The organism is Pseudomonas sp. Ag1, assembly GCF_000278565.1.
GTDB lineage: Bacteria > Pseudomonadota > Gammaproteobacteria > Pseudomonadales > Pseudomonadaceae > Aquipseudomonas.
In genome coordinates this window covers 158,295-178,846 of the sequence record NZ_AKVH01000104.1, presented here as the reverse complement: position 1 = coordinate 178,846, position 20,552 = coordinate 158,295, and the positions used below count along the sequence as shown (strand labels likewise).

General features: G+C 61.8%; 20 protein-coding genes. 9 read left to right on the top strand and 11 right to left on the bottom strand.

The features are described 5' to 3' along the window. Positions 1-249 precede the first annotated feature (249 nt). The gene (locus A462_RS11455) at positions 250-1,584 is read left to right on the top strand and encodes an MFS transporter (RefSeq protein ID WP_008436614.1); all 1,335 of its coding nucleotides are present in this window, start codon (positions 250-252) and stop codon (positions 1,582-1,584) included. A 5-nt stretch (positions 1,585-1,589) separates the two neighbouring features. Here A462_RS11455 and A462_RS11460 read toward each other — a convergent pair whose 3' ends face one another. Next, positions 1,590-2,468 carry a DMT family transporter gene (locus tag A462_RS11460; protein ID WP_003215531.1) on the bottom strand — a complete coding sequence of 293 codons (879 nt, stop codon included), beginning with the start codon at positions 2,466-2,468 and terminating at the stop codon, positions 1,590-1,592. A gap of 186 nt (positions 2,469-2,654) precedes the next feature. On the opposite strand from A462_RS11460, the gene A462_RS11465 reads away from it, so the two are divergent. The 3 genes from A462_RS11465 (at position 2,655) to A462_RS11475 (ending at position 5,055) form a co-directional block, all read left to right on the top strand. Beyond that, positions 2,655-3,071, top strand: a complete 417-nt coding sequence (locus tag A462_RS11465; RefSeq protein WP_008436613.1) for a hypothetical protein — start codon at positions 2,655-2,657, stop codon at positions 3,069-3,071. A 115-nt stretch (positions 3,072-3,186) separates the two neighbouring features. Then, the gene (gene ypfJ, locus A462_RS11470; protein ID WP_003215526.1) at positions 3,187-4,077 is read left to right on the top strand and encodes a KPN_02809 family neutral zinc metallopeptidase; all 891 of its coding nucleotides are present in this window, start codon (positions 3,187-3,189) and stop codon (positions 4,075-4,077) included. Further along, on the top strand, positions 4,078-5,055 hold the full coding sequence (locus tag A462_RS11475; RefSeq protein WP_008436612.1) for a hypothetical protein: 978 nt from the start codon (positions 4,078-4,080) through the stop codon (positions 5,053-5,055). A gap of 134 nt (positions 5,056-5,189) precedes the next feature. On the opposite strand, the gene A462_RS11480 is transcribed toward A462_RS11475, so the two are convergent. The 3 genes from A462_RS11480 to A462_RS11490 are packed head-to-tail and all read right to left on the bottom strand — an operon-like array spanning position 5,190 to position 7,254. After that, positions 5,190-5,777, bottom strand: coding sequence for an HAD family hydrolase (locus A462_RS11480; protein WP_008436611.1), 588 nt, complete (start codon positions 5,775-5,777; stop codon positions 5,190-5,192). Beyond that, positions 5,774-6,643: an acyl-CoA thioesterase II gene (gene tesB / locus A462_RS11485; protein WP_003215520.1), complete on the bottom strand. Its 870-nt coding sequence runs from the start codon at positions 6,641-6,643 to the stop codon at positions 5,774-5,776. Before tesB ends, A462_RS11480 begins: the two co-directional genes overlap by 4 nt. Before the next feature lie 41 nt (positions 6,644-6,684). After that, complete coding sequence (locus tag A462_RS11490) at positions 6,685-7,254, bottom strand: GNAT family N-acetyltransferase (protein ID WP_003215518.1); 570 nt, start codon at positions 7,252-7,254, stop codon at positions 6,685-6,687. A 76-nt stretch (positions 7,255-7,330) separates the two neighbouring features. Here A462_RS11490 and A462_RS11495 point away from each other — a divergent pair, with 76 nt between their 5' ends. Then, positions 7,331-8,251 carry a histone deacetylase family protein gene (locus tag A462_RS11495; protein WP_008436610.1) on the top strand — a complete coding sequence of 307 codons (921 nt, stop codon included), beginning with the start codon at positions 7,331-7,333 and terminating at the stop codon, positions 8,249-8,251. A 172-nt stretch (positions 8,252-8,423) separates the two neighbouring features. Next, complete coding sequence (locus A462_RS11500) at positions 8,424-9,668, top strand: TIGR03862 family flavoprotein (protein ID WP_008436609.1); 1,245 nt, start codon at positions 8,424-8,426, stop codon at positions 9,666-9,668. Positions 9,669-9,711: 43 nt separating this feature from the next. Here A462_RS11500 and A462_RS11505 read toward each other — a convergent pair whose 3' ends face one another. The 3 genes from A462_RS11505 to yedA all read right to left on the bottom strand — a co-directional run bounded on the left by A462_RS11505 (position 9,712) and on the right by yedA (position 12,654). Beyond that, positions 9,712-10,239, bottom strand: a complete 528-nt coding sequence (locus tag A462_RS11505) for a hypothetical protein (RefSeq protein WP_238544249.1) — start codon at positions 10,237-10,239, stop codon at positions 9,712-9,714. A 132-nt stretch (positions 10,240-10,371) separates the two neighbouring features. Next, positions 10,372-11,709: a DEAD/DEAH box helicase gene (locus A462_RS11510; RefSeq protein WP_003215511.1), complete on the bottom strand. Its 1,338-nt coding sequence runs from the start codon at positions 11,707-11,709 to the stop codon at positions 10,372-10,374. 48 nt (positions 11,710-11,757) lie between these two features. Next, positions 11,758-12,654 carry a drug/metabolite exporter YedA gene (gene yedA / locus A462_RS11515; protein ID WP_008436601.1) on the bottom strand — a complete coding sequence of 299 codons (897 nt, stop codon included), beginning with the start codon at positions 12,652-12,654 and terminating at the stop codon, positions 11,758-11,760. 160 nt (positions 12,655-12,814) lie between these two features. Here yedA and A462_RS11520 point away from each other — a divergent pair, with 160 nt between their 5' ends. Continuing rightward, complete coding sequence (locus A462_RS11520; RefSeq protein ID WP_003215506.1) at positions 12,815-13,276, top strand: Lrp/AsnC family transcriptional regulator; 462 nt, start codon at positions 12,815-12,817, stop codon at positions 13,274-13,276. A gap of 409 nt (positions 13,277-13,685) precedes the next feature. Here the strand turns inward: A462_RS11520 and A462_RS11525 are convergent, their stop codons facing one another. The 3 genes from A462_RS11525 to A462_RS11535 all read right to left on the bottom strand — a co-directional run bounded on the left by A462_RS11525 (position 13,686) and on the right by A462_RS11535 (position 15,698). After that, on the bottom strand, positions 13,686-14,297 hold the full coding sequence (locus tag A462_RS11525; protein WP_008436599.1) for a 3'-5' exonuclease: 612 nt from the start codon (positions 14,295-14,297) through the stop codon (positions 13,686-13,688). A 24-nt stretch (positions 14,298-14,321) separates the two neighbouring features. Continuing rightward, positions 14,322-14,798, bottom strand: a complete 477-nt coding sequence (locus tag A462_RS11530) for an NYN domain-containing protein (RefSeq protein ID WP_003215502.1) — start codon at positions 14,796-14,798, stop codon at positions 14,322-14,324. Positions 14,799-14,927: 129 nt separating this feature from the next. Beyond that, positions 14,928-15,698: a DUF2076 domain-containing protein gene (locus A462_RS11535; protein WP_008436594.1), complete on the bottom strand. Its 771-nt coding sequence runs from the start codon at positions 15,696-15,698 to the stop codon at positions 14,928-14,930. Positions 15,699-15,877: 179 nt separating this feature from the next. Between A462_RS11535 and A462_RS11540 the strand changes: the two genes are divergently transcribed. Both A462_RS11540 and A462_RS11545 read left to right on the top strand, forming a co-directional pair. Next, on the top strand, positions 15,878-16,537 hold the full coding sequence (locus A462_RS11540; protein ID WP_003215498.1) for a YciC family protein: 660 nt from the start codon (positions 15,878-15,880) through the stop codon (positions 16,535-16,537). Between the two features lie 40 nt (positions 16,538-16,577). Then, a complete protein-coding gene (locus tag A462_RS11545) occupies positions 16,578-17,666 on the top strand; it encodes an endonuclease/exonuclease/phosphatase family protein (protein ID WP_008436593.1) in 1,089 nt (362 codons plus the stop codon). Between the two features lie 138 nt (positions 17,667-17,804). Here the strand turns inward: A462_RS11545 and hrpB are convergent, their stop codons facing one another. Continuing rightward, entirely contained in the window at positions 17,805-20,312 is a 2,508-nt protein-coding gene (gene hrpB / locus A462_RS11550) for an ATP-dependent helicase HrpB (protein ID WP_008436592.1), read from the bottom strand. Positions 20,313-20,552 lie beyond the last annotated feature (240 nt).

The following is a 20,552-nucleotide window of genomic DNA, read 5'->3' as shown; positions in this document are numbered from 1 at the left end:
GACTCCCGGCATTGAGGCATGTCTTGTTTACGGCAAATTATTGGCCGCCAGGTTCATCACAGCAATTGAAATGTACGAACCGGTTAGTTTTATGGGCGATTATCGAACAGAATGGCAATCGGCGAATTGACGATTTTTTAGCCGCTGCGCACCATCGACAGCACATTGAGCCCCGCTTCCATTGAGCGGCCTCGGTTAACCAAGACCCTGAACACACCATAAAAATTTCAAAAAAACGGGTACTTCCTCATGCCTTCGCAAAATCCCGCCGTGGCCGTGGGCCACAGCAATCCCCATAGCGGCATCGGTGACAAAATCCGTGGCGCCATGGCTGTCGGTAAAACCCGCTGGGGCATGCTGGCCCTGGTGTTTTTTGCCACCACCCTGAACTACATCGACCGCGCCGCCCTCGGCGTGATGCAACCGATCCTGGCCAAGGAAATGAGCTGGACGGCGATGGACTACGCCAACATCAACTTCTGGTTCCAGGTGGGTTACGCCATCGGCTTTGTGCTGCAAGGCCGGTTGATCGACCGGGTCGGCGTCAAGCGCGTGTTCTTCTGCGCAGTGCTGCTGTGGAGCCTGGCCACCGGCGCCCATGGCCTGGCCACCTCGGCGGTGGGCTTTATGGTCTGCCGGTTCATTCTCGGGCTGACCGAAGCCGCCAACTACCCGGCCTGCGTCAAGACCACCCGCCTGTGGTTCCCCGCTGGCGAGCGTGCCGTGGCCACCGGGATCTTCAACGCCGGCACCAACGTCGGCGCGATGATGACGCCGATGCTGCTGCCGCTGATCCTCCACGTGTGGGGTTGGCAGGCGGCGTTCCTGTGCATGTCGGCACTGGGCGGGATCTGGCTGGTGCTCTGGGGCTTGAAGTACTACAACCCGGAAGACCATCCAAGCGTGAAGCAATCGGAACTGGACTACGTGCAACAGGAAGTCGAACCGGAACAACCCCGCGTACCGTTCAGCCGGATCCTGCGCATGCGCGGCACCTGGGCCTTCGCCCTCGCCTACTCGATGACCGCGCCGGTGTTCTGGTTCTACCTGTACTGGCTGCCGCCGTTCCTGAATCAGCAATACAACCTGGGCATCAACGTGACCCAGATGGGCATCCCGCTGATCATCATTTACCTGACGGCGGACTTCGGCAGCATCGGCGGCGGGATCCTGTCTTCGTTCCTGATCGGACGCGGGATGAACCCGATCAAGGCGCGGCTGCTGTCGATGTTGCTGTTTGCCTGCTGCATCGTCGGAGTGATCATGGCCGCCGGCTCCAGCCACCTGTGGGTCGCGGTGTTTGCGATTTCCCTGGCCATTGGCGCGCACCAGGCCTGGACCGCCAACATTTGGAGCCTGGTGATGGACTACACGCCCAAGCACATGATGAGTACGGTGTTTGGTTTTGGCGGCATGTGCGCGGCCATCGGCGGGATGTTCATGACCCAAATCGTCGGCCATATCCTGACCGTGACCAACAACAGCTACACCGTGCTGTTCACCCTGATTCCGGCGATGTACTTCATCGCGCTGATCTGGATGTACTTCATGGCGCCGCGCAAGATTCCGACCGTCGAGGTCTGAGTTTCCTACCTGCGCCGCTGCTGCCAGGCAGCGGCCAACCCGCTCAGGCAAATCACCCCGATCCCGACCACGGTGGTCAGGTCCGGGGTGTGGTTGAACACCAGCCAGCCCAACAACCCCGCAAACACGATCTGGCAATAGCCGAACGGCGCCAGCAGGGCCGGCGCTGCGAAGCGGAAGGCCTGGGTCAGCATCAAGTGTGCGGTCATCCCGCAAGTGCCCAGCGCCAGCATCAGCACCCCGTGCCACAGGCTCGGCACCTGCCAGAAGAACGGCACCAGCGCACTCATCACCAAGGTGTTGCACAGCCCGGCGAAGAAGTTGCTGGTGGTGGGTGTGTCGTACTTGCTGAGGATGCGGGTGAGCAGTTGGTAGAAGCAGAAGAACAACGCCGACGTCAGCGGCAACAACACCGCGGGGGTGAACAGCTCACCCCCCGGGTGCACAATGATCAGCACCCCGATAAACCCGCAAATCACCGCCAGCCATTGGCCGCGGGTCACGTGTTCGCCTAACAGCGGCACCGACAACGCGGTGACCAGGATCGGCGCAAGAAAGTTGACCGCCGTGGCCTCGGCCAACGGGATAAAGTGCAGCGCCGCCGTAAAGAACAGGCTGGTGCCCAGCAGGCACAACGCCCGCGCCACTTGCAGTAAAGGGCGTTTGCTGCGCAGTACCCGCAGGCCCGATTGCGGCAGGAAGATCCCGGCCATCAACAGCGTGTGCACCAGGTAGCGGGCCCACACCACCATCACGATCGGGTAGAACCCGGCCAGGTATTTGGACAGCGCGTCGTGGCTGGAAAACAGAAAGGTCGCCACCACAATCAGCAAAATGCCTTTGAGCGGGTGGTTGACGCCGGAAAGTGGGGTACTGAGGGTCATTGCATTCTCTTGAGTGGCAGGCTGAAATGACCGCCGCATACCGCGGCATAATCTAGAACGGGTAAAGCGCCTCGCTCAAGAGCATAACCAAACACTGTTCGAACAGCGCACTAAATTGCGGTTTTCCAGTCCAACGCTTCACGCCGCCCCGCCCACTGCGCGTTTTTTAACCAAGGCCTTCTCACCATGAAAAAAACCCTGTTGATTCTTTCGACCCTGACGCTGCTCAGCGCCTGCGACAAGCAAGCCGAGACCGCCAAGGCGCCCGCCCCGCCGTCTGTCCAGGCAACGTTGGTACCGCAAGTGCTGCCCACCGACAAATGGGTCGGCAAGTGGATTGGCGTCGAAGGCCTGAACCTGACCATCGCCAAGGACGACAGCATCGGCCGCGGCCACTATGTACTGACCATGAAATACGGCCTGGATGACGACGATTCCGGCACCTTCAAGGGCCAGGCATCCGAAGACGGCATCACCTTTGAACGCCCGGACGGCCCGCAGATCCTGAGCGCTGGCGACGGCGAAGCCACTGGCCTGAAATGGCTGGCCGACAAGAAGGACTGCCTGATCGTCGACACCGGCGAAGGGTATTGCCGCGACTGACACAAGCTTCATACAGATCGGACGACGCAGCGTTTAGCATCGTCAGACAGCCGGACTGGCGCCAACCCTACACACCAACAACACTGAGCTGCAGGTTCACAAAGAGGATTGCCACATGCTATGGAAAAAAGGCCGACGCAGCGACAACGTGGTAGACGCCCGCGATGACAGCGGCGGCGGTGGCGGTGGCATGCGTTTTGGGGGCGGCAAGGGCCTGAGCCTGACGGCCATCGTGCTGATCGTCGGCATCGGCTGGCTGACCGGCCAGGACCCGATGCAGATCCTCGGGCAACTCAGCGGCCAGCTCACCGAGCAAGCGCCCTCCGTCAGCCCGCAAACCCGCCAGGCGCCGCCGGCCAATGATGAACAAGCCGACTTCGTGCGCGCCGTACTCGGCGACACCGAAGACACCTGGGCCCAGGTGTTCCAGGAAAACGGCCTGACCTACAAGAACCCCAAACTGATCCTGTTCCGCGGCCGGGTGAACTCCGCCTGCGGTGGCGCCACGTCCGCCAGCGGGCCGTTCTATTGCCCGGCAGACCAACAGGTCTACCTGGACCTGGATTTCTTCCGGGAAATGTCCCAGCGCTTCAAGGCCGCCGGCGACTTCGCCCAGGCCTACGTGATCGCTCATGAAGTCGGACATCACGTGCAGACGCTGCTGGGCATCTCGGCGAAGATTCAGGCAGCCCGCCAGCAAGGCCGGCAGATGCAAGGCGACGGCGGCCTGCTGGTGCGCCAGGAGCTGCAAGCCGACTGCTTCGCCGGGGTGTGGGCCAACCGCGCGCAAAAGCGCCTGAACTGGCTGGAGCCCGGCGACATTGAAGAAGCACTGAATGCGGCCAACGCGATTGGCGATGACCGCTTGCAGCAACAGGGCCAGGGCCGCGTGGTGCCTGACTCGTTTACCCACGGCACCTCGGCACAGCGGGTTCGCTGGTTCAAGACCGGCTTCGCCCAGGGCCAGATCACTCAATGCGACACCTTTACCGCCAAGAGCCTTTAAATGAATAAACGACTGGGTCTGCTGTTAGGTTTGTTGATCACCTGTTCCTCCTCTACCTGGGCTGCCGAACATGGCGTCAAGGTGGTCAGTCCCGATCGTTTTCACCTGGATGCCGGCGACCTGAGCGTCGGCTTGAGCCAGGACTGGCGCCAGCCGCTGCCTCAAGTTACCCGCGCGCTGATCATCGTGCATGGTCGCCTGCGCAACGCGATGACCTACCTGGACAGCGGCGAAAAAGCGGCCGAAGCCGCAGGACAAAACGCCAATACCCTGGTGATTGCGCCACAGTTCCTCAACCAGACCGACCTCAAGCGCAACCAGATCGACAGCCAGACCCTGCGCTGGAACAGTAACGACTGGATGGCCGGCGAGCCGTCCACAGGCCCGGGCCAGATCAGCTCCTACGGCGCGCTGGACCAGATCATCAAGCACCTGGGCAACCGCAAGCTGTTCCCGAACATGAAGGAAATCGTGGTGGCCGGCCATTCCGGTGGCGGCCAAGTGGTGCAGCGTTTTGCGCTGACCGGGCATGATCACCCGCTGCTGCAAACCGAGGGCATCAGCCTGCGTTATGTGGTGGCCAACCCGTCGTCCTACGCGTACTTCAGCCCACAGCGTCCGGTGAAATTCGATGTTGCCAGTTGCCCGGGCTTCAACGACTGGAAGTACGGCATGCAAAACCTGCCGGCCTACGCCAAGGGGCAAAGTGCCGAGCAGCTGGAGCAGGCTTACGTTTCGCGTAATGTCACTTACTTGCTGGGCCAGCAGGACACCGACCCGAATCACCCGGCGCTGGACAAGAGCTGCGGCGCTGAAACCCAGGGCGCGTATCGCTTGATTCGCGGGCACAATTATTTTGACTACCTCAAGCAGCGGCACCCGCAGTTGGGCCACAAGCTGGTGGAAGTGCCGGGGGTTGGGCATAACGGGGACAAGATGTTTACGTCGCCTGAAGGGCAGAAAGTACTGTTCCAATAACCACTGAAGAAACCGGATCAAAAATGTGGGAGCGGGCTTGCTCGCGAATGCGGTGGATCAGTCAGCCTATGTATTGACTGACACACCGCGTTCGCGAGCAAGCCCGCTCCCACATTGGATTTTCATCGACCGGACTAAATCATCCGGCGCAATACCGCGCAATCTTCAGCATGCCAATCTGCCAGCTCCGGCCACGGGTTTTCCGGCAGATTGACCAGCACAGTCTTCGTCCCCGCCGCCCGCCCGCAATCCAGATCAAACCGGTAATCACCGACCATCACCATCTCTTGCGGCGCCACTTCCCACGCTCGCGCCAGCTTCAACAAACCACCCGGGTCAGGCTTGGGCGGCGCATCATCACGCCCCAACACATCCTCGGCCGCAAAGCAGTCCGCCAGGCCGATCGCCTGCAATGTCACATGGGCCAGCTCCCGCGCATTGCGCGTCAGGATGCCCAGGCGATAACCCCGCCCGGCCAATTCCCGCACCAACTCCACGGCACCGGTAGCGGCTACCGAACCCAGCGCCAACTCGCGCTCATGCGCGAGCAACCACGCATGCTTGGTCGCTGCTTCATCGGCGGGCAACGCCGCCAGGTGCGTAAGAATGTCGTCAGTCGCCGGAATATCCAGGGCCACGCGGATCGCCGCAAAATCATGCACGGCCACCGTCAGGGTGCCATCCATGTCGAACACCCAGTGCTTCACATCACTGAGGCTCATGCCCAATCCTTGCGATGACGAATCAAGCCTTCCTGGGTGACCGATGCCACCAGTTGTCCGGCGCGGTTGTACACGCTGCCCCGGGAGAACCCACGGGAATTGCCGGCCCATGGGCTGTCCATGGCGTAGAGCAACCAGTCATCGGCACGCAGGTCGGCGTGGAACCACAGCGCGTGGTCGAGGCTGGCGACTTGCATGTCTTTCTGCCACACGGTCTTGCCGTGGGGCAGCAGCGAGGTGGTCAGCAGGCCGAAGTCCGAAGCGTAGGCCAGCAGGTATTTGTGCAGCGCCGGCGAGTCGGCCAGGGCGCCGTCCGCACGAAACCACACGTATTTGACCGGGTCGGACGGCTGCGGGTTGTACGGGTCTTTCTCGGTCACCGGCCTTACTTCGATTGGCTTGGGGCACAGCAGCTTTTCGCGCATGTGCTCGGGAATCAGGTGCGCGCGCTGCTGGGTCAGCTCCAGCTCCGACGGCAGGTTCTCCGGGCCGACCACCACGGGCATGGTGGTCTGATGCTCGAAGCCTTCTTCGTCGTACTGGAACGAAGCGCTGCAGGTGAAGATCGGGTTGCCCTTCTGGATCGCCGTCACCCGGCGCGTGCTGAAACTGCCGCCATCGCGCACCCGGTCAACCGAATACACCACCGGCAACGCCGCATCGCCGGGGCGCAGGAAGTAACCGTGCAACGAATGCACATGCCGCGCCTCTTCAACGGTCTGGCTGGCCGCCGACAGCGACTGGCCGAGCACCTGGCCGCCGAACAGCTGGCGAAAGCCCAGGTCCTGGCTGCGGCCGCGAAAGAGGTTTTCCTCGATCGGTTCCAGGGTCAGCAGGTCCACCAGATCTTCCAACACTTGGCTCATAGAGCATCTCCTACAACAATCTATTGGGCATTCCGGGCTGCTTATCCGTGCAGCGTGTCCAACCATTGGGCGCGGGTGATGCGATACAACACATGATGCCGCAAGGGGTCATCCGCTGCGACCTTGGGGTGTTCAAAATCTGCCAGGGGATCGTAATGCATACCGATGGCCTGCATGACTTTTTGTGATGGCAGATTGGCTTCAGTGGTAAACGAAACGATTTCGTCCAGCTTCAGCCGGTCGAAACCACAGCGCAGGGCAGTCCAGGCGGCTTCGCTGGCGTAACCCAGGCCCCAATGTTCCCTGGCCAGGCGCCAGCCGATCTCCACCGCCGGAGTGAACGGGGCCTCGAAGCTCACATTCAGCAAGCCGGTGAGGCCGATGAACTCGCCGCTGTCCTTGCGCTGCAAGGCCCACAGGCCAAAACCGTACTCGGCAAAATGGCCGCGAATACGCCCGATCAGCGCGGCACTTTCCAGGCGGCTCAAGGTGGCCGGGAAATACCGCATCACCTGCGGGTCGGCGCACATGCGCGCAAACTCCGGCAAGTCGGCATCGCTCCATTGGCGCAGCACCAGGCGTGCGCTTTCCAATTGCAGTATCGGCTCCATTGGTCCCCCTCCCTTGCCATGTGCGTGAGTGTAACGCGCTGTTAAGATCCGTCGCTGGTTCCCGTCAGAAATCGCCATGCCCTTGCCATTGATCTACCACGACGACTACAGCCCCGAGTTCCCGGCAGACCACCGCTTCCCCATGGATAAATTCCGCCTGCTGCGTGACCACCTGGTGGAGAGCGGCCTGACACGGGACAGCCAACTGCTGCGCCCGGAACTCTGCCCCGCCGAGATTCTGGCCCTGGCCCATGAACCTGGGTATATCGAACGCTACATGAGCGGCGAGTTGTCGCGCGAAGACCAACGGCGCCTTGGCCTGCCTTGGAGCGAAGCCCTGGCCCGACGCACCGTGCGCGCGGTGGGCGGTTCGTTGCTGGCCGCCGAGCAGGCCCTGGAACACGGCCTGGCCTGCCACCTGGCCGGCGGCACCCACCACGCCCACTACGATTACCCGGCGGGTTTCTGCATCTTCAATGACCTGGCCGTGATCAGCCATTACCTGCTGGCCAGCGGGCGGGTCAACCGGGTGCTGATCTTCGACTGCGACGTGCACCAGGGCGACGGCACCGCACGCATCCTCCACGACACCCCGGATGCAATCACCGTGTCCCTGCACTGCGAAAAGAACTTCCCCGCGCGCAAGGCGCAAAGCGACTGGGACATCCCGCTGCCGATGGGCATGGGCGACGCGGACTACCTCAAGGTGGTCGACGATGCCCTCAACTACCTGCTGCCGCTGTATCAGCCCGACCTGGTGCTGTATGACGCCGGCGTGGATGTACACAAGGACGACGCCCTCGGCTACCTCAAGCTGACAGACCAAGGCGTCGCCGCCCGCGATGAAAGCGTGATGCGCCACTGCCTGGGCCGCGATATTCCGGTGGTCGGGGTGATCGGCGGCGGCTACAGCAAAGACCGTCCTGCCCTGGCCCGTCGCCACGGGATCCTGCACCACAGCGCGCAGCGCGTCTGGACGTCATCAGGCTGTCATTGAGTTATGCGCGTTACCCACAATCGCTGTGGAACTGCCTGTGGATAACCTGAGTGAAAGCCCCTGCAGGCCATAAGCCGCCTGGCCTGCAGAAGGCTGTATGTTTTTTGATCAGGCAGCATGAGCATCCTCGGGTAGAATGCTCGGCCTACTTTGCCGAACCGCAGTTATCCCCATGCCCCAGACTCAAACCCCATCTCAACACGTCATCATCATCGGCGGCGGCCCGGCGGGGCTGATGGCTGCCGAAGTGTTGAGCCAGGCCGGGATCCGGGTCGACCTGTACGACGGTATGCCCTCGGTAGGCCGCAAGTTCCTGCTGGCGGGCGTGGGCGGCATGAACATCACCCATTCCGAACCGTACCCGGCGTTTCTGGCGCGCTATGCCGAACGGGCGCCGTGCATGGCGCCGTTGCTGCGTCAGTTCGGTGCCGAAGCGTTGTGCGAATGGATACACGGGCTGGGGATTGAAACCTTTGTCGGCAGCTCCGGCCGGGTGTTTCCTACTGACATGAAAGCCGCCCCGCTGCTGCGGGCCTGGCTCAAGCGCCTGCGCGACCAGGGCGTAGTTATCCACACCCGCCATCGCTGGCTGGGCTGGAATGCCGACGGCAGCCTGCTTATCCACAGCCCCGAGGGCGACAAAAGCGTACGCGGTGATGCGGTGTTGCTGGCCTTGGGCGGCGGCAGTTGGTCGCGCTTGGGCTCGGATGGGGCGTGGCTGAAGTTGCTGGAAGACAAAGGCGTGCCTTACGCGGCGTTGCAACCGAGCAACTGTGGCTTCGAGGTGTCGGCCTGGAGCGAGTTGATGGTCAGTAAATTCGCCGGGGCACCGCTGAAAAACGTCGCCATTGGCCTGGCAGACGACAAGCCACGGCTGGGGGAATGTGTGGTCACCGCCACGGGCATCGAAGGCAGCCTGATCTATGCGTTGTCGGCACCGATTCGTGAGGCGATCAACCGGGATGGATCGGCCACAGTGCACATTGACCTGTTGCCGAGTAAGCCACTGGACAAGGTGATCGCAGCGCTGAGCAAGCCGCGCGGCTCGCGCTCGATGAGCAAGCATTTGCACAGTCAGTTGGGATTGGATGGGGTGAAGGCGGCGCTTTTGCGCGAGCTGTCACCGGCGGAGCACTTCAATGATCCGGCGCAGCTGGCGGTGGATATCAAGGCGCTGCCGCTGACGCTGGTGAAAACCCGGCCAATGGATGAAGCCATCAGTACCGCAGGCGGCGTGCCGTTTGAGGCGCTGGATGAACGCTTGATGATCAAGCAATTGCCGGGCGTTTTTTGCGCAGGCGAGATGCTGGACTGGGAAGCGCCGACGGGCGGGTATTTGCTGACGGGGTGTTTTGCCAGCGGGCAGGCGGCAGGGCGCGGTGTTCTTGAGTGGTTGAGGCCGGCCACCCCGGCATGACCCACTCACCCCATCACCGCCCGGCAGCAAAGTTACCTCTGACTCAACTGGCTGTTAGATCGGGATAGGCACGTTTAAAAGCTGTTACTTGCTTCTGCAGGAAAGCATCCTCTTCAGGCAGTAAAATTTTCAGATTTTCTATATAACCTGAATACGCACTGAAGAGTCTGGAAGGATCGCCGTGTTTCAAATCGTTCCATTCCTGCTTGAAGGCGTAGCTGAGTTTCTGGCCCTCTTCCTGACTGGTATAAAGCATATCCTGTAGATACTTATCCAATGGCGCCCTTATCTCAGGACTGATCGAATAATTAGCCTCATACAACGACATCAACTCTCTGAACGAATGGATTGCCTGCCCATACTCGCCGCGCGCCGCATGATCTTCAACCCGGGACCTTAATTCGGCCACACGCAACTCTACCTGCTTGAAAGCTTTCTCGTCAGCGGCCTTGCCTTTCTTGATTTCGCCGTCTACAACAACGCCGCCGATAATGCCCGCCGCCGCCAGGACCGGCAAAACAAAAGGTACTAAAAACACAGCCATATCTACATCTCCATCTAAGTTCGTCATTCAGAAATCAGTTTCTGACTCAACCTCAGTGGAAATGAAGCATTTTAAGTTCCAGCACTTAAACACGGCGACACGAGCGGAATTGCTCCGCTCACGGTAGTCACTCTGCGTTTACTTGATAACCAACAAGCCCTACTTCTTTTTCCGCGGCCCGGTGTTAAACACGGGCACCTTACGCACTGGCTTGATCGAAGGCTCGACCGGCGTCGCCTCCCCGCTGTCCACCCACTTGCCCAGGTTGCGCTTGCCACCACCGCCGCCCGAAGCCTTGGGTTTCTTCGGCTTTTTCGGCTTCTTCACCACCTGACCAGTGGCATCGGTATCCGGCACACGGTGCTCCGGTTCGAAGTCCTGCTCCATCTTCCGGGTCAACGTTTGACGGGTCAGCATCTCGATGGCCGACAGCATGTTCACTTCATCGGCGCACACCAGGGAAATCGCCTCACCGGTGTTGCCCGCACGACCGGTACGGCCGATGCGGTGGATGTAGTCCTCGGCCACGATCGGCAGGTCAAAATTGACCACCAGCGGCAAGTCTTCGATATCCAGGCCACGGGCCGCCACGTCGGTGGCCACCAGGATCTGCACGTCGCTGCTCTTGAAGCGATCCAGCGCACGCTGGCGCGTGGCTTGTGGCTTGTCGCCGTGAATCCCGTCGGCATTGATGCCCAGGCCCTGGAGCTTTTCCACCAGCGCGTCCACACCGTTACGGGTCTTGGCGAACACCAGCACCTGCTTCCAGCGGCCCTTGCGCATCAGGTGCACAAACAGTTCCGCCTTGCGCTTCTTGTCCACCGGCACCACCCATTGCTTGACGGTGTTGGCAGCGACGTTGCGCGGGCTGACTTCGACAGTCAGCGGGTCGTTGAGCATCTGCCCGGCCAACTGGCGGATCTCGTCGGAGAAGGTTGCGGAGAACAGCAAGGTCTGGCGCTTTTTCGGCAGCATGCGGTAGATGTTCGCCAGTTCTTCGGAGAAGCCCAGGTCGAGCATGCGGTCGGCTTCATCCAGCACCAGGGTTTGCAGCTGGTTGAGTTTCAGCGCGTTCTGGCGGAACAGGTCGATCAGGCGGCCAGGGGTGGCGACCAGCACATCAACGCCTTTGCGCAGCTTCATCATCTGCGGGTTGATGCTCACGCCGCCGTACACGGCGTAAGTGGTCAGCGGCACGTTTTGGGCGTACTCGGCGACGCTCGCATGAACCTGCTCGGCCAGTTCGCGGGTCGGGCACAGGATCAGCGCGCGCACCGAATTGGCGCTGACTTTCGGCCCTTCCATGGTCAGCAGTTGCAGCAGCGGCACGGCGAAACCGGCGGTCTTGCCGGTGCCGGTCTGGGCCGCAGCCATCAGGTCACGGCCTGCCAGCACCGCCGGAATGGCTTGCGCCTGCACCGGCGTCGGGGTCTGGTAGCCAAGCGTCTCAAGGGCGCGCAGCAAGGGTTCGATCAGGCCAAGTGTGGCGAAAGTCATGGAAATACCGTAGGAAAAAGTCAGCGCAGGGTCGCAATGCGCGGCAGTTTACCTTATTTCCGGTTTTGGCTTTCGCCACTGTGGCAGGCTGATCAGCAGCACCGCGCTGATAATCACCAACATCGCCAGGGCTTCTTCCGTGCCGATGGTCTCACCGACAAACACAATCCCGAGCAACACCGCCACCGCCGGGTTGACGTAGGCATAGCTGGTGGCCGCCGCCGGGCGTACGTGCTTGAGCAGGTACATATAGGCATTGAAGGCGATGATCGAGCCGAACACGGTCAAGTACGCCAGGGCCAGCCAGCCTTCCAGCGGCGGCATGGCTTGGAGGTGTTCGCCGCTGACGGCACTGAGCAACAGCAGCACGAAACCTGCGATCAGCATCTCCGCCGCACTGGCCATCGCGCCTTGAGGCAGCGGCAAATGCTTGCTCCACACCGAACCAAAGGCCCAGGCCGCCGCCGCAAAGATCAGCAAGGCCGCACCGGTGGGGCTCGATTGCAGGTTGGAGCCCATATTGAGCATGGCGATACCGATAATCCCCAGCACCACCCCGGCCCATTCCAGACGGGTATTACGCGCGCCCCAGAAATAACCACAGAGCAAGGTGAACAACGGCACCGTCGCCACCGCCAACGCGGCCACCCCGGAAGCCACGCCCGTATGTTCTGCCACACTGACCGCACCGTTGCCGAAGGTCAGCAGCAAAATGCCGATCTTCGCGGCAGCCTTCCACTGCACCCACGTCGGCGCCGGCGCCCCGCGCCAGCGCAGGAAGGCATACATCAGCGCACCCGCTGTCATAAAGCGAATCCCCGCCAGCAACAGCGGCGGCCAGTACTCCACACCAATGCGAATCACCAGGTAGGTAGACCCCCAGATCACGTACAACGCAAAAAAGGCGGCGATCAACGGTAAGGGAAAGCGACGTGGGCCAGGCATTTGGCAGCTCTGTGGCAGGACAAGGGAGCGTTATTTTAGAAATCCCCGGCCTTAAACATAAGTTACAAAACCTGTTTAAAGCGCCAGTACACTTTTCAAAACATGGTTATCAAGGCTATAAACCGTGCTTTCGAAAGCTATGCATTCCCGGAGCCTTATCATGGACAAATACGACCGTATGCTTCTCAGCGCCCTGCTGGAAGACGGCCGCGCGTCCTACGCGCAACTGGCGCGCACCGTGAACCTGTCCGCGCCCGCCGTGGCTGAGCGAGTGGCGAAACTGGAAGCCAGTGGTGTGATTACCGGGTATCAGGCCAAGGTCGACCTGTCGAAGGTGGGGTTGCCGATCCAGTGCGTGATTGAGTTGCGGTTGACCAATCATGGGAGCCAGAAGGTTTACGACGCGCTGTCGGAAATTCCCGAGTTGACTGAATGCCATCGGGTGACGGGCGATCCGTGCGTGATCATGCAGGCGGCGGTGGGCTCGATGCCGGAGCTGGAGAACCTGATCAATCGGGTGGCGAAATTCGGGTTCAGCAAGACCTCGATCATCTTGTCGAGCGCGATAGAGCGGCGGGTGCCGTTGGGGCAGTTGGAGGGGAATGGGAAGAGTGGCAACTGAACACGCCGCTCTGCAGCTCGTTCCCACGCTCTGCGTGGGAACGCATCCGGTGACGCTCTGCGTCACGACTTCAAGAGCGGACGCAGAGCGTCCAGGGCGGCATTCCCACGCGGAGCGTGGGAACGTTCGCCATAGTTGACCGAGTTGCCTGAAACACCCTCGCTCAACTGTGGGAGCTGGCTTGCCTGCGATGACGTCAGTAGCTTCACTGATTCGAAGGTGGTGGTGGATCGGTCGCTGGACTGCTTACAGCCTCGATAACACCGCAAAACTAATGGGGGAGCGGGCTTGCTCGCGAATGCGGTGTGTCAGTCAGCGCATGTGTTTGCTGATACTCCGTATTCGCGAGCAAGCCCGCTCCCACATTTGGATCTTCGTCGTGTTGAAGATGGAGTTCTGCTCAAGCGACTTAGAACCCGCGATGCTTCTTCAGATGATCATTGATCTTCGCCGCCGGAACCTTCTGCAAGCTGCACAGCAATTCGTGTGACAACTCCCGCAACCCGTGGGTGCGACGCAGTTCCTCGGCCAGATGCGCGGTAAGGTTCGCCGCCATCTCCGCGTCCGCCATCGCCCGGTGAGCCTTGCCGGTGTGGGGCAGTTGGGCAAACGAGGTCAGGGTACCCAGCTTGTGGTTCGGCGCCGCCGGCATCAAGCGTCGCGCCAGCAATAGCGAACAGGCAAACTTCTGCAAACGCGTACGCCGGATCAACCCCAGCTCGAAATCCCAGAACTTCTGGTCAAACGCGGCGTTGTGGGCCAGCAGCGGCGTGGTGCCGACAAACTCGTTCACCTCGTTCATCACCCGCTCCGCCGACGGTGCGGTGCGCAGCATGGCGTTGCTGATGCCGGTCAGTTGCTCGATAAACCCCGGCACACGCACACCAGCGTTCATCAGGCTCTGGTAGCGCTCCACGATCTGGCCCTGCTCCAGGATGACCACGGCGATTTCCGTGGCCCGGCAGCTGCTGCTCGGCTGGATGCCGGTGGTTTCAAAGTCGATGACCGCTATACGTTCCAAACCTGTTCCAACTCCGTCAAAAATCTATTTAAGCAGCAACGCGCCTTCAATCGGCACGTAGCGGCTGGCGGCGCGTATCAATGAGTTGGCCGTCAGCCCCGGCACGCCGTAGGCCACGGCTTCGACGCCGTGCTTGCTGATGATGCGGTCCAGCAGCATGTCGAAATCACCGTCGCCGGAGGCCAGCACCACTTCGTCGACATGGGCGGCGGCGTCCATGATGTCGATGGTGATGCCCACGTCCCAGTCGCCCTTGGCCGAGCCGTCGCTGCGCTGGATGTAAGGCTTGAGCTTCACGGTAAAACCCAGGTTGCGCAGGATCTGCTGGAACTGCTGTTGCTTGCTGTCGCCACGGTCGATGGCATAGGCATACGCCTCGACAATCTGCCCGCGCTGGCTGATATCAGCCCACAGGGCGGCGTAGTTGAAGTGACAGCCGTACGCCTGGCGCACGGTGTAGTAGAGGTTTTGTACATCGGCGAACACGGCTATCTTTTTCACCGCAAATCCTCATGACACGCGCATGGACCCCGGACTCAAAGGCCCGGAAAGGTTGCCAGTATGCCAGCCACAAGGGAGTTTCCGAGAAAAATCAGCCCGGGGCGACGAAGCGCCCCGGTTGAGTGTGGGTCAGACGAAGGAATCGTCGTCGCCAAAGGAGGAGGAGTCGTCGGAATAGTCGTTGTCGGCGAAGCTGTCGGAGGCGTTGTCGCTGCCCCAGCTGTCGTTGCCGGCATATTTCTGGTCGTCGTTGCCCCAGTTGCCGTTGTCGCTGGCCGGGGCCGGCTCTTCGCGGATGATCTCTTCAACCACTTGCGGTTGTTGCGAGTTGTGGCTGAACAGGCTGCTGATGCCTTCTGCCAGCATCACACCACCGGCCACGCCAGCTGCGGTTTTCAGGGCGCCGCCGAGGAAACCGCTGCCAATCGGCGCTGCGGGTGCCTGTTGTGGCTGCTGATAGTTCTGCTGGGGAGCACCGTAGTTCTGCTGCGGCGCAGGTTGCCCGCCAAACGACGGACGCGCTGGTTCACGCCAGCCACCGCCCGACGACGCAGGTGCGCTCTGGGTCGGCTGCGGGTCACGGGAACCGCCGCCGAAAATGCTCGACAGGAAACCGCCACTGCTCGGTGCAGGCTGCGCCGCCTGGGACCTGGCCTGTTGCAGTTGGTCCTGCAACTCCTGGATCTGCTGGGCCTGCTGCTTGTTCTGCGCATCGAGGCTCTTGATCGCGTGCTCTTGCACCAGAATCGACTGGGTCATGTAGTACGCAGCGGCCGGTTGGCGAGTGACGTGTTCCTTGATCCGCGCTTCAGCCTGGGCGTCGCGGGGGGCTGAGTCCGTTTCGGCTTGCTGCAACCGTGAAAACAGTCCGTCGATCAGGGTTTGTTCTTCGCTGTTCATGGCGACCTCGTTAGATTGCCGGTAGAAATCTTCGCCTTGCGCACGATGTGCAAGGTACAACCCAGTTATGGGGCTGTTGCTGATTGTTTCAATGGTCTTTACGCAAGGTTTACGTTTGCTTGCATCTGCTCATGATCGGTTAAAGTAACGCCCTTGCTTTTCGGCCTGTGAAGACCCTGATGAATCCGTTAGACGTATTGCGCGACTCCTTCTTCTTTTTCAAGCGCAACCTGGGCGCCATCGTGCAGTTGTGCCTGCCACTGGTGATCCTCGAAGCCCTGCTGCAACAGGTGCTCGACCACACGCTCGGCCCAGATGCGTTTCCCGGTTACAGCGTGGTGATCGGGCTGCTGGTGTACCCGCTGTACACCGGCGCACTGATCCTGTTCCTCGACGCCCGCACCCGGGGAGAATCGCCGCGCACCCTGGATGTGCTGGCCATGGCCCTGACCCTGTGGCCGCGCTTTGCCCTGCTGACGGCAATCAGCACGCTGCTGATCCTGCTGGGCCTGTCGCTGTATTTCCTGCCCGGCCTGTGGCTGATGGTGGTGCTGGCTTTCGCCGAATACCTGCTGGTGCTGCGGGGCATGTCGGCGCTGTCGGCCATGAAGGAAAGCCTGCGCCTGACCCGTGGGCATTTCTGGCGGATCCTGGTGTGCCTGCTGTGCGTGATGACCCCGCTGTGGTTGCTCAAGGGCGCCAGCGTGGCGGTCTATCCGGACCCGAACCCGCTGCTGGGCCTGCTGATCGACAGCGCACAAAGCTTCCTGCAACTGTTCACCAGCGTGGTGTTGTTCCGCCTGTTCATGTTGATTGGTGGCGACGCCGACGCGCGGTGATATGCTCCGGGCCTGTCCTGCAACGCCATAAGCCGAGCCGATGACCCGACTACTGCGCATTACCTTGCTGGGCCTGCTGATCCTCGCGGCCCTGCTGACCGGCTTGATCTACAGCCTGACCTGGCGCCCTGCCGACAAGGAAACCCTGCCCATCCGCTGCGTCGCGCCCCGTGCGCCGACCCTGCTGCCTGGGCAGGCGCTAAAGGTCATGACCTGGAACGTGCAGTACCTGGCGGGCAAGAACTACGTGTTCTGGTACGACACCCCGGACGGCAGCGGCCCGGACGACCGCCCGACCGTTGAAGACATGGCTTCAAGCCTCGACGAAGTGGCGCGGGTGATCCGCGACGAGCAGCCCGACATCCTGCTGTTGCAGGAAGTCGACGAAGGCGCCAAGCCTTCCAGCTACCAGGACCAACTGGCCTTGCTCCAGGAGCGCCTGGCCGACCTCTACCCGTGCAGCGCCCAGGCCTTCGACTGGAAAGCCGACTTCGTGCCCGACCTGCATATCTTCGGCAGCGTCGGCCGCAAGCTGGTGACCATGAGCCGCTACCAGATCGAACACGCCGAGCGCCTGCAATTGCCGGTGGCACGCGCCAACCTGATCAGCCGTCAGTTCCAGCCCAAGCCCGCGTTATTGCTGACCTACCTGCCGTTGAGCGATGGCGGCCAGTTGGCCGTGCTCAATACTCGCCTGGACGGCGCGGCCCCCGGGCACAACGCCGTGCTGGAACAGGTGCAGGCGACCGTCAAGCTGGTGGATAAATTCGAGAGCCGTGGCACGCCATGGCTGATGGGTGGGGATTTCAACCTGCTGCCGCTCGGGCAATTCCTGCGCCTGGACCCCGGCAAGCGCGGGCAATACTCGCCGGACAGTGAGCTGCACCTGCTGTGGGAAAAGTACCCGATGATCCCGAGCAACAGCCAATCCAGCGGGATTGACCGGGACCAGTGGCTGACGTATTTCCCGAATGACCCAACCGTAGAGGGGCCGGATCGTACGGTGGATTACCTGTTCCACAGCTCGCGCATCAAGAAGGTTGAGAGCAAGGTGCGCCAGAGCGATACGGTGCGTATCTCCAATCATTTGCCGGTGATTGCGCGGTTCCTGTTGCCCGCCGCGCAGTAAGCCACGCGGCGAAACAGTGTGGGAGCTGGCTTGTGTGGGAGCCGGGCTTGGCCGCGATGCAGACACCTCGGTCTATCCGACAGACCGAGGTGATGCCATCGCAGGCAAGCCAGCTCCCACATTAGATCTGCGATGTACTTACTTTCTCGGCTTGATCCGGGCAGTCGGTTCAGCAATCAACGGATCATCCGGCCAGTAATGCTTGGGATATCGCCCCTTCAAATCCTTCTTCACCTCGGCGTAAGTACTGCGCCAGAAGTTCGCCAGGTCCTGCGTCACCTGCACGGGCCGTCTGGCCGGTGACAACAGGTGCAGCTTGACCACCTGCCGCCCGCCGGCAATCCGTGGGGTGTCCGCCAGCCCGAACAATTCCTGCAAGCGCACCGCCAGAATCGGCGGCTGCTCGCTGTAGTCCAGCCGCACCGACGAGCCCGACGGCACCTTCAGATGGTGCGGCGCCAGCTCGTCCAACCGCGCCGGCAACGGCCACGGCAGCAGGTTATGCAGGAAGCTGGAAATATCCAGACTGGCGAAATGGCTCAGGCGCGACACCTTGCCCAGGTAAGGCATCAACCAGTGTTCCAGGCTGGCAAGCAAGGCGCTGTCGCTGACATCCGGCCATTCACTGGCCTTGCCGCTATCCAGACCACGCAGCAGCATCACCCGCGCCTGCCATTGGCGCAGCTCCGGGGTCCAGGGCAGCAGTTCCAGGCCTTTGCGCCGCACCAGGTTGACCAGCGCCTGGCTGCGGGCGGATTCGTCGAGGCCGGTCAGCGGCTCGCGGCTGAGCACCAGTTCGCCGACCTTGCGCTGGCGTTCGGCCCGCAGCACGCCTTCGCGCTCATCCCAGTCAAGCTGGTCGACATTACGCACCTGCTCGGCCAATACCGAGTCGAACAACGCCGGATCAAAATCCGCCGCGAGGTAAATCCGTTCTTCACGCTGGCCCTGGCGGCTGCCCAGATCGGCAATCACCAGCCAGGGTTGTTTCATCAGGCTGTCGGCTTCGGCGAACAACGCGGCACGGCCGTTGGCGAGGCGGTATTCGGCACCGCCCGCCCGCCGTTGCTGGGCGACGCGGTCCGGGTAGGCCAGCGCCAGCAACGCGCCGAGCCAGCGCGGATGATCGGGATCAGCCACCGGCTGCTCTGCCTTGCCTCTTAAATAGCCACGGTATTGCCGCGCCAGTTGGCGGGCACGCTGCACACCGCCCTGGGTGCCACGGGCCTTTTCTTCACCGGATAACAGGGCCAGGCGGCTGTGCAAATCCGCACCGGCACCACGCAGGATATCGCGCTCACCCAACAGTGCCGCCACGTCACAGGCCATGCTCGCCAGGCCCAGATCCTGACCACGCAGCAGCAAATGAGCGATTCGCGGGTGCGCCGGCAACCCGGCCATTTTCTGGCCGTGGGCGGTCAGCTTGGTATCGCTCAACGCCCCGAGGCGCTCGAGCAAATCCTGGGCCTGTGCATAAGCCGCGGTGGGCGGAACGTCGAGCCATACCAACTGAGTAGGCGCCACGCCCCAGCGGCCCAATTGCAGGGCCAAACCGGAAAGATCCGCCGAGAGAATTTCCGCACTGGAATACGCCGCCAGCCCTTCATGTTGGTCTTCGGACCACAACCGATAACACACCCCCGGCTCCAGGCGCCCTGCCCGGCCGGCACGCTGGGTGGCGCTGGCGCGGGAGATGCGCTGGGTGTCGAGACGGGTCATGCCGCTGCCCGGGTCGAAACGCGGGACCCGCGCCAACCCGGCGTCGATCACCACGCGCACGCCGTTGATGGTCAGGCTGGTCTCGGCAATGTTGGTGGCCAGCACCACTTTGCGCTTGCCGGCGGGCGCCGGGTCGATGGCGGCGCGCTGGGCGGCCAGGTCCAGTTCGCCGTGCAGCGGGCATAGCAGCACATCGGGGTTATCGCCCAGCGCGTCAGCCAATTGCTGATTAACCCGACGAATCTCGGCCTGCCCCGGCAGGAACACCAGCACGCTGCCGGCTTCATCATGCAGGGCTTCAAGGATGGTCTGCACCAACCGTGGCTCGATAAACTCGCCGGGCTGGAATGGCCGGCCCCAGCGCATCTGCACCGGGTACATGCGCCCTTCGCTGCGCAGGATCGGCGCGTCGTCCAGCAACCCGGCCAGGCGCTCGCCTTCCAGGGTGGCGGACATCAGCAGGATCTTCAGTGGCTGCTCGTCGCGAAACAGGTCTCGACCATTGAGACTAAGGGCCAGCGCCAGATCGGCGTCCAGGCTGCGTTCGTGGAACTCGTCGAAGATCAACAAACCCACGCCGTCGAGTGCCGGGTCATCCTGCAGGCGCCGAGTGAGGATGCCTTCGGTGACCACTTCGATGCGGGTGTCGGGGCCGACCTTACTGTCCAGGCGAATGCGGTAGCCAACGGTTTCGCCGACCTTTTCCCCCAACTCGCTGGCCAGCCTTTCTGCCGCTGCACGGGCGGCCAGGCGGCGGGGCTCGAGCATCAGGATGGTTTGCCCGGCCAGCCAGGGTTCATTCAACAGCGCCAATGGCACCCGTGTGGTTTTACCGGCGCCGGGCGGTGCTTCGAGCACGGCTTCATGGCGCGTCGCCAGGGCGTCACGCAGGGCAGGTAAAACATCATCGATTGGCAACGAATTCATACTGGCTCCAAAGCAGAGCGGCGAGTATAACGGCGAACTGCCGGGTGTCGGTGGTGGTCTCAACGACACGGCCCCGTACTGACTGGAATGCGGTCAAAGGTGGGAGCGGGCTTGCCTGCGATAGCGGTGTGTCAGCCAACACCCCTGATACTGAACCACCGCCATCGCAGGCAAGCCAGCTCCCACACTTGATCATCGTCGCCTTGTAGACTGGCTTATAGTCACTTTCATTATGTTCAA

What these genes read in the sequence shown, in the direction of transcription:
- tesB (WP_003215520.1), bottom strand. Translation starts at nt 6,643, where the DNA reads ATGAGCCAAGTGTTGGAAGATCTGGTGGACCTGCTGACCCTGGAACCG.
- A462_RS11505 (WP_238544249.1), bottom strand. Translation starts at nt 10,239, where the DNA reads ATGACGAACTTAGATGGAGATGTAGATATGGCTGTGTTTTTAGTACCT.
- A462_RS11490 (WP_003215518.1), bottom strand. Translation starts at nt 7,254, where the DNA reads ATGGAGCCGATACTGCAATTGGAAAGCGCACGCCTGGTGCTGCGCCAA.
- yedA (WP_008436601.1), bottom strand. Translation starts at nt 12,654, where the DNA reads ATGCCTGGCCCACGTCGCTTTCCCTTACCGTTGATCGCCGCCTTTTTT.
- hrpB (WP_008436592.1), bottom strand. Translation starts at nt 20,312, where the DNA reads ATGAATTCGTTGCCAATCGATGATGTTTTACCTGCCCTGCGTGACGCC.
- A462_RS11475 (WP_008436612.1), top strand. Translation starts at nt 4,078, where the DNA reads ATGAATAAACGACTGGGTCTGCTGTTAGGTTTGTTGATCACCTGTTCC.
- A462_RS11495 (WP_008436610.1), top strand. Translation starts at nt 7,331, where the DNA reads ATGCCCTTGCCATTGATCTACCACGACGACTACAGCCCCGAGTTCCCG.
- A462_RS11510 (WP_003215511.1), bottom strand. Translation starts at nt 11,709, where the DNA reads ATGACTTTCGCCACACTTGGCCTGATCGAACCCTTGCTGCGCGCCCTT.
- A462_RS11520 (WP_003215506.1), top strand. Translation starts at nt 12,815, where the DNA reads ATGGACAAATACGACCGTATGCTTCTCAGCGCCCTGCTGGAAGACGGC.
- A462_RS11545 (WP_008436593.1), top strand. Translation starts at nt 16,578, where the DNA reads ATGACCCGACTACTGCGCATTACCTTGCTGGGCCTGCTGATCCTCGCG.
- A462_RS11535 (WP_008436594.1), bottom strand. Translation starts at nt 15,698, where the DNA reads ATGAACAGCGAAGAACAAACCCTGATCGACGGACTGTTTTCACGGTTG.
- A462_RS11540 (WP_003215498.1), top strand. Translation starts at nt 15,878, where the DNA reads ATGAATCCGTTAGACGTATTGCGCGACTCCTTCTTCTTTTTCAAGCGC.
- A462_RS11465 (WP_008436613.1), top strand. Translation starts at nt 2,655, where the DNA reads ATGAAAAAAACCCTGTTGATTCTTTCGACCCTGACGCTGCTCAGCGCC.
- A462_RS11460 (WP_003215531.1), bottom strand. Translation starts at nt 2,468, where the DNA reads ATGACCCTCAGTACCCCACTTTCCGGCGTCAACCACCCGCTCAAAGGC.
- ypfJ (WP_003215526.1), top strand. Translation starts at nt 3,187, where the DNA reads ATGCTATGGAAAAAAGGCCGACGCAGCGACAACGTGGTAGACGCCCGC.
- A462_RS11455 (WP_008436614.1), top strand. Translation starts at nt 250, where the DNA reads ATGCCTTCGCAAAATCCCGCCGTGGCCGTGGGCCACAGCAATCCCCAT.
- A462_RS11480 (WP_008436611.1), bottom strand. Translation starts at nt 5,777, where the DNA reads ATGAGCCTCAGTGATGTGAAGCACTGGGTGTTCGACATGGATGGCACC.
- A462_RS11500 (WP_008436609.1), top strand. Translation starts at nt 8,424, where the DNA reads ATGCCCCAGACTCAAACCCCATCTCAACACGTCATCATCATCGGCGGC.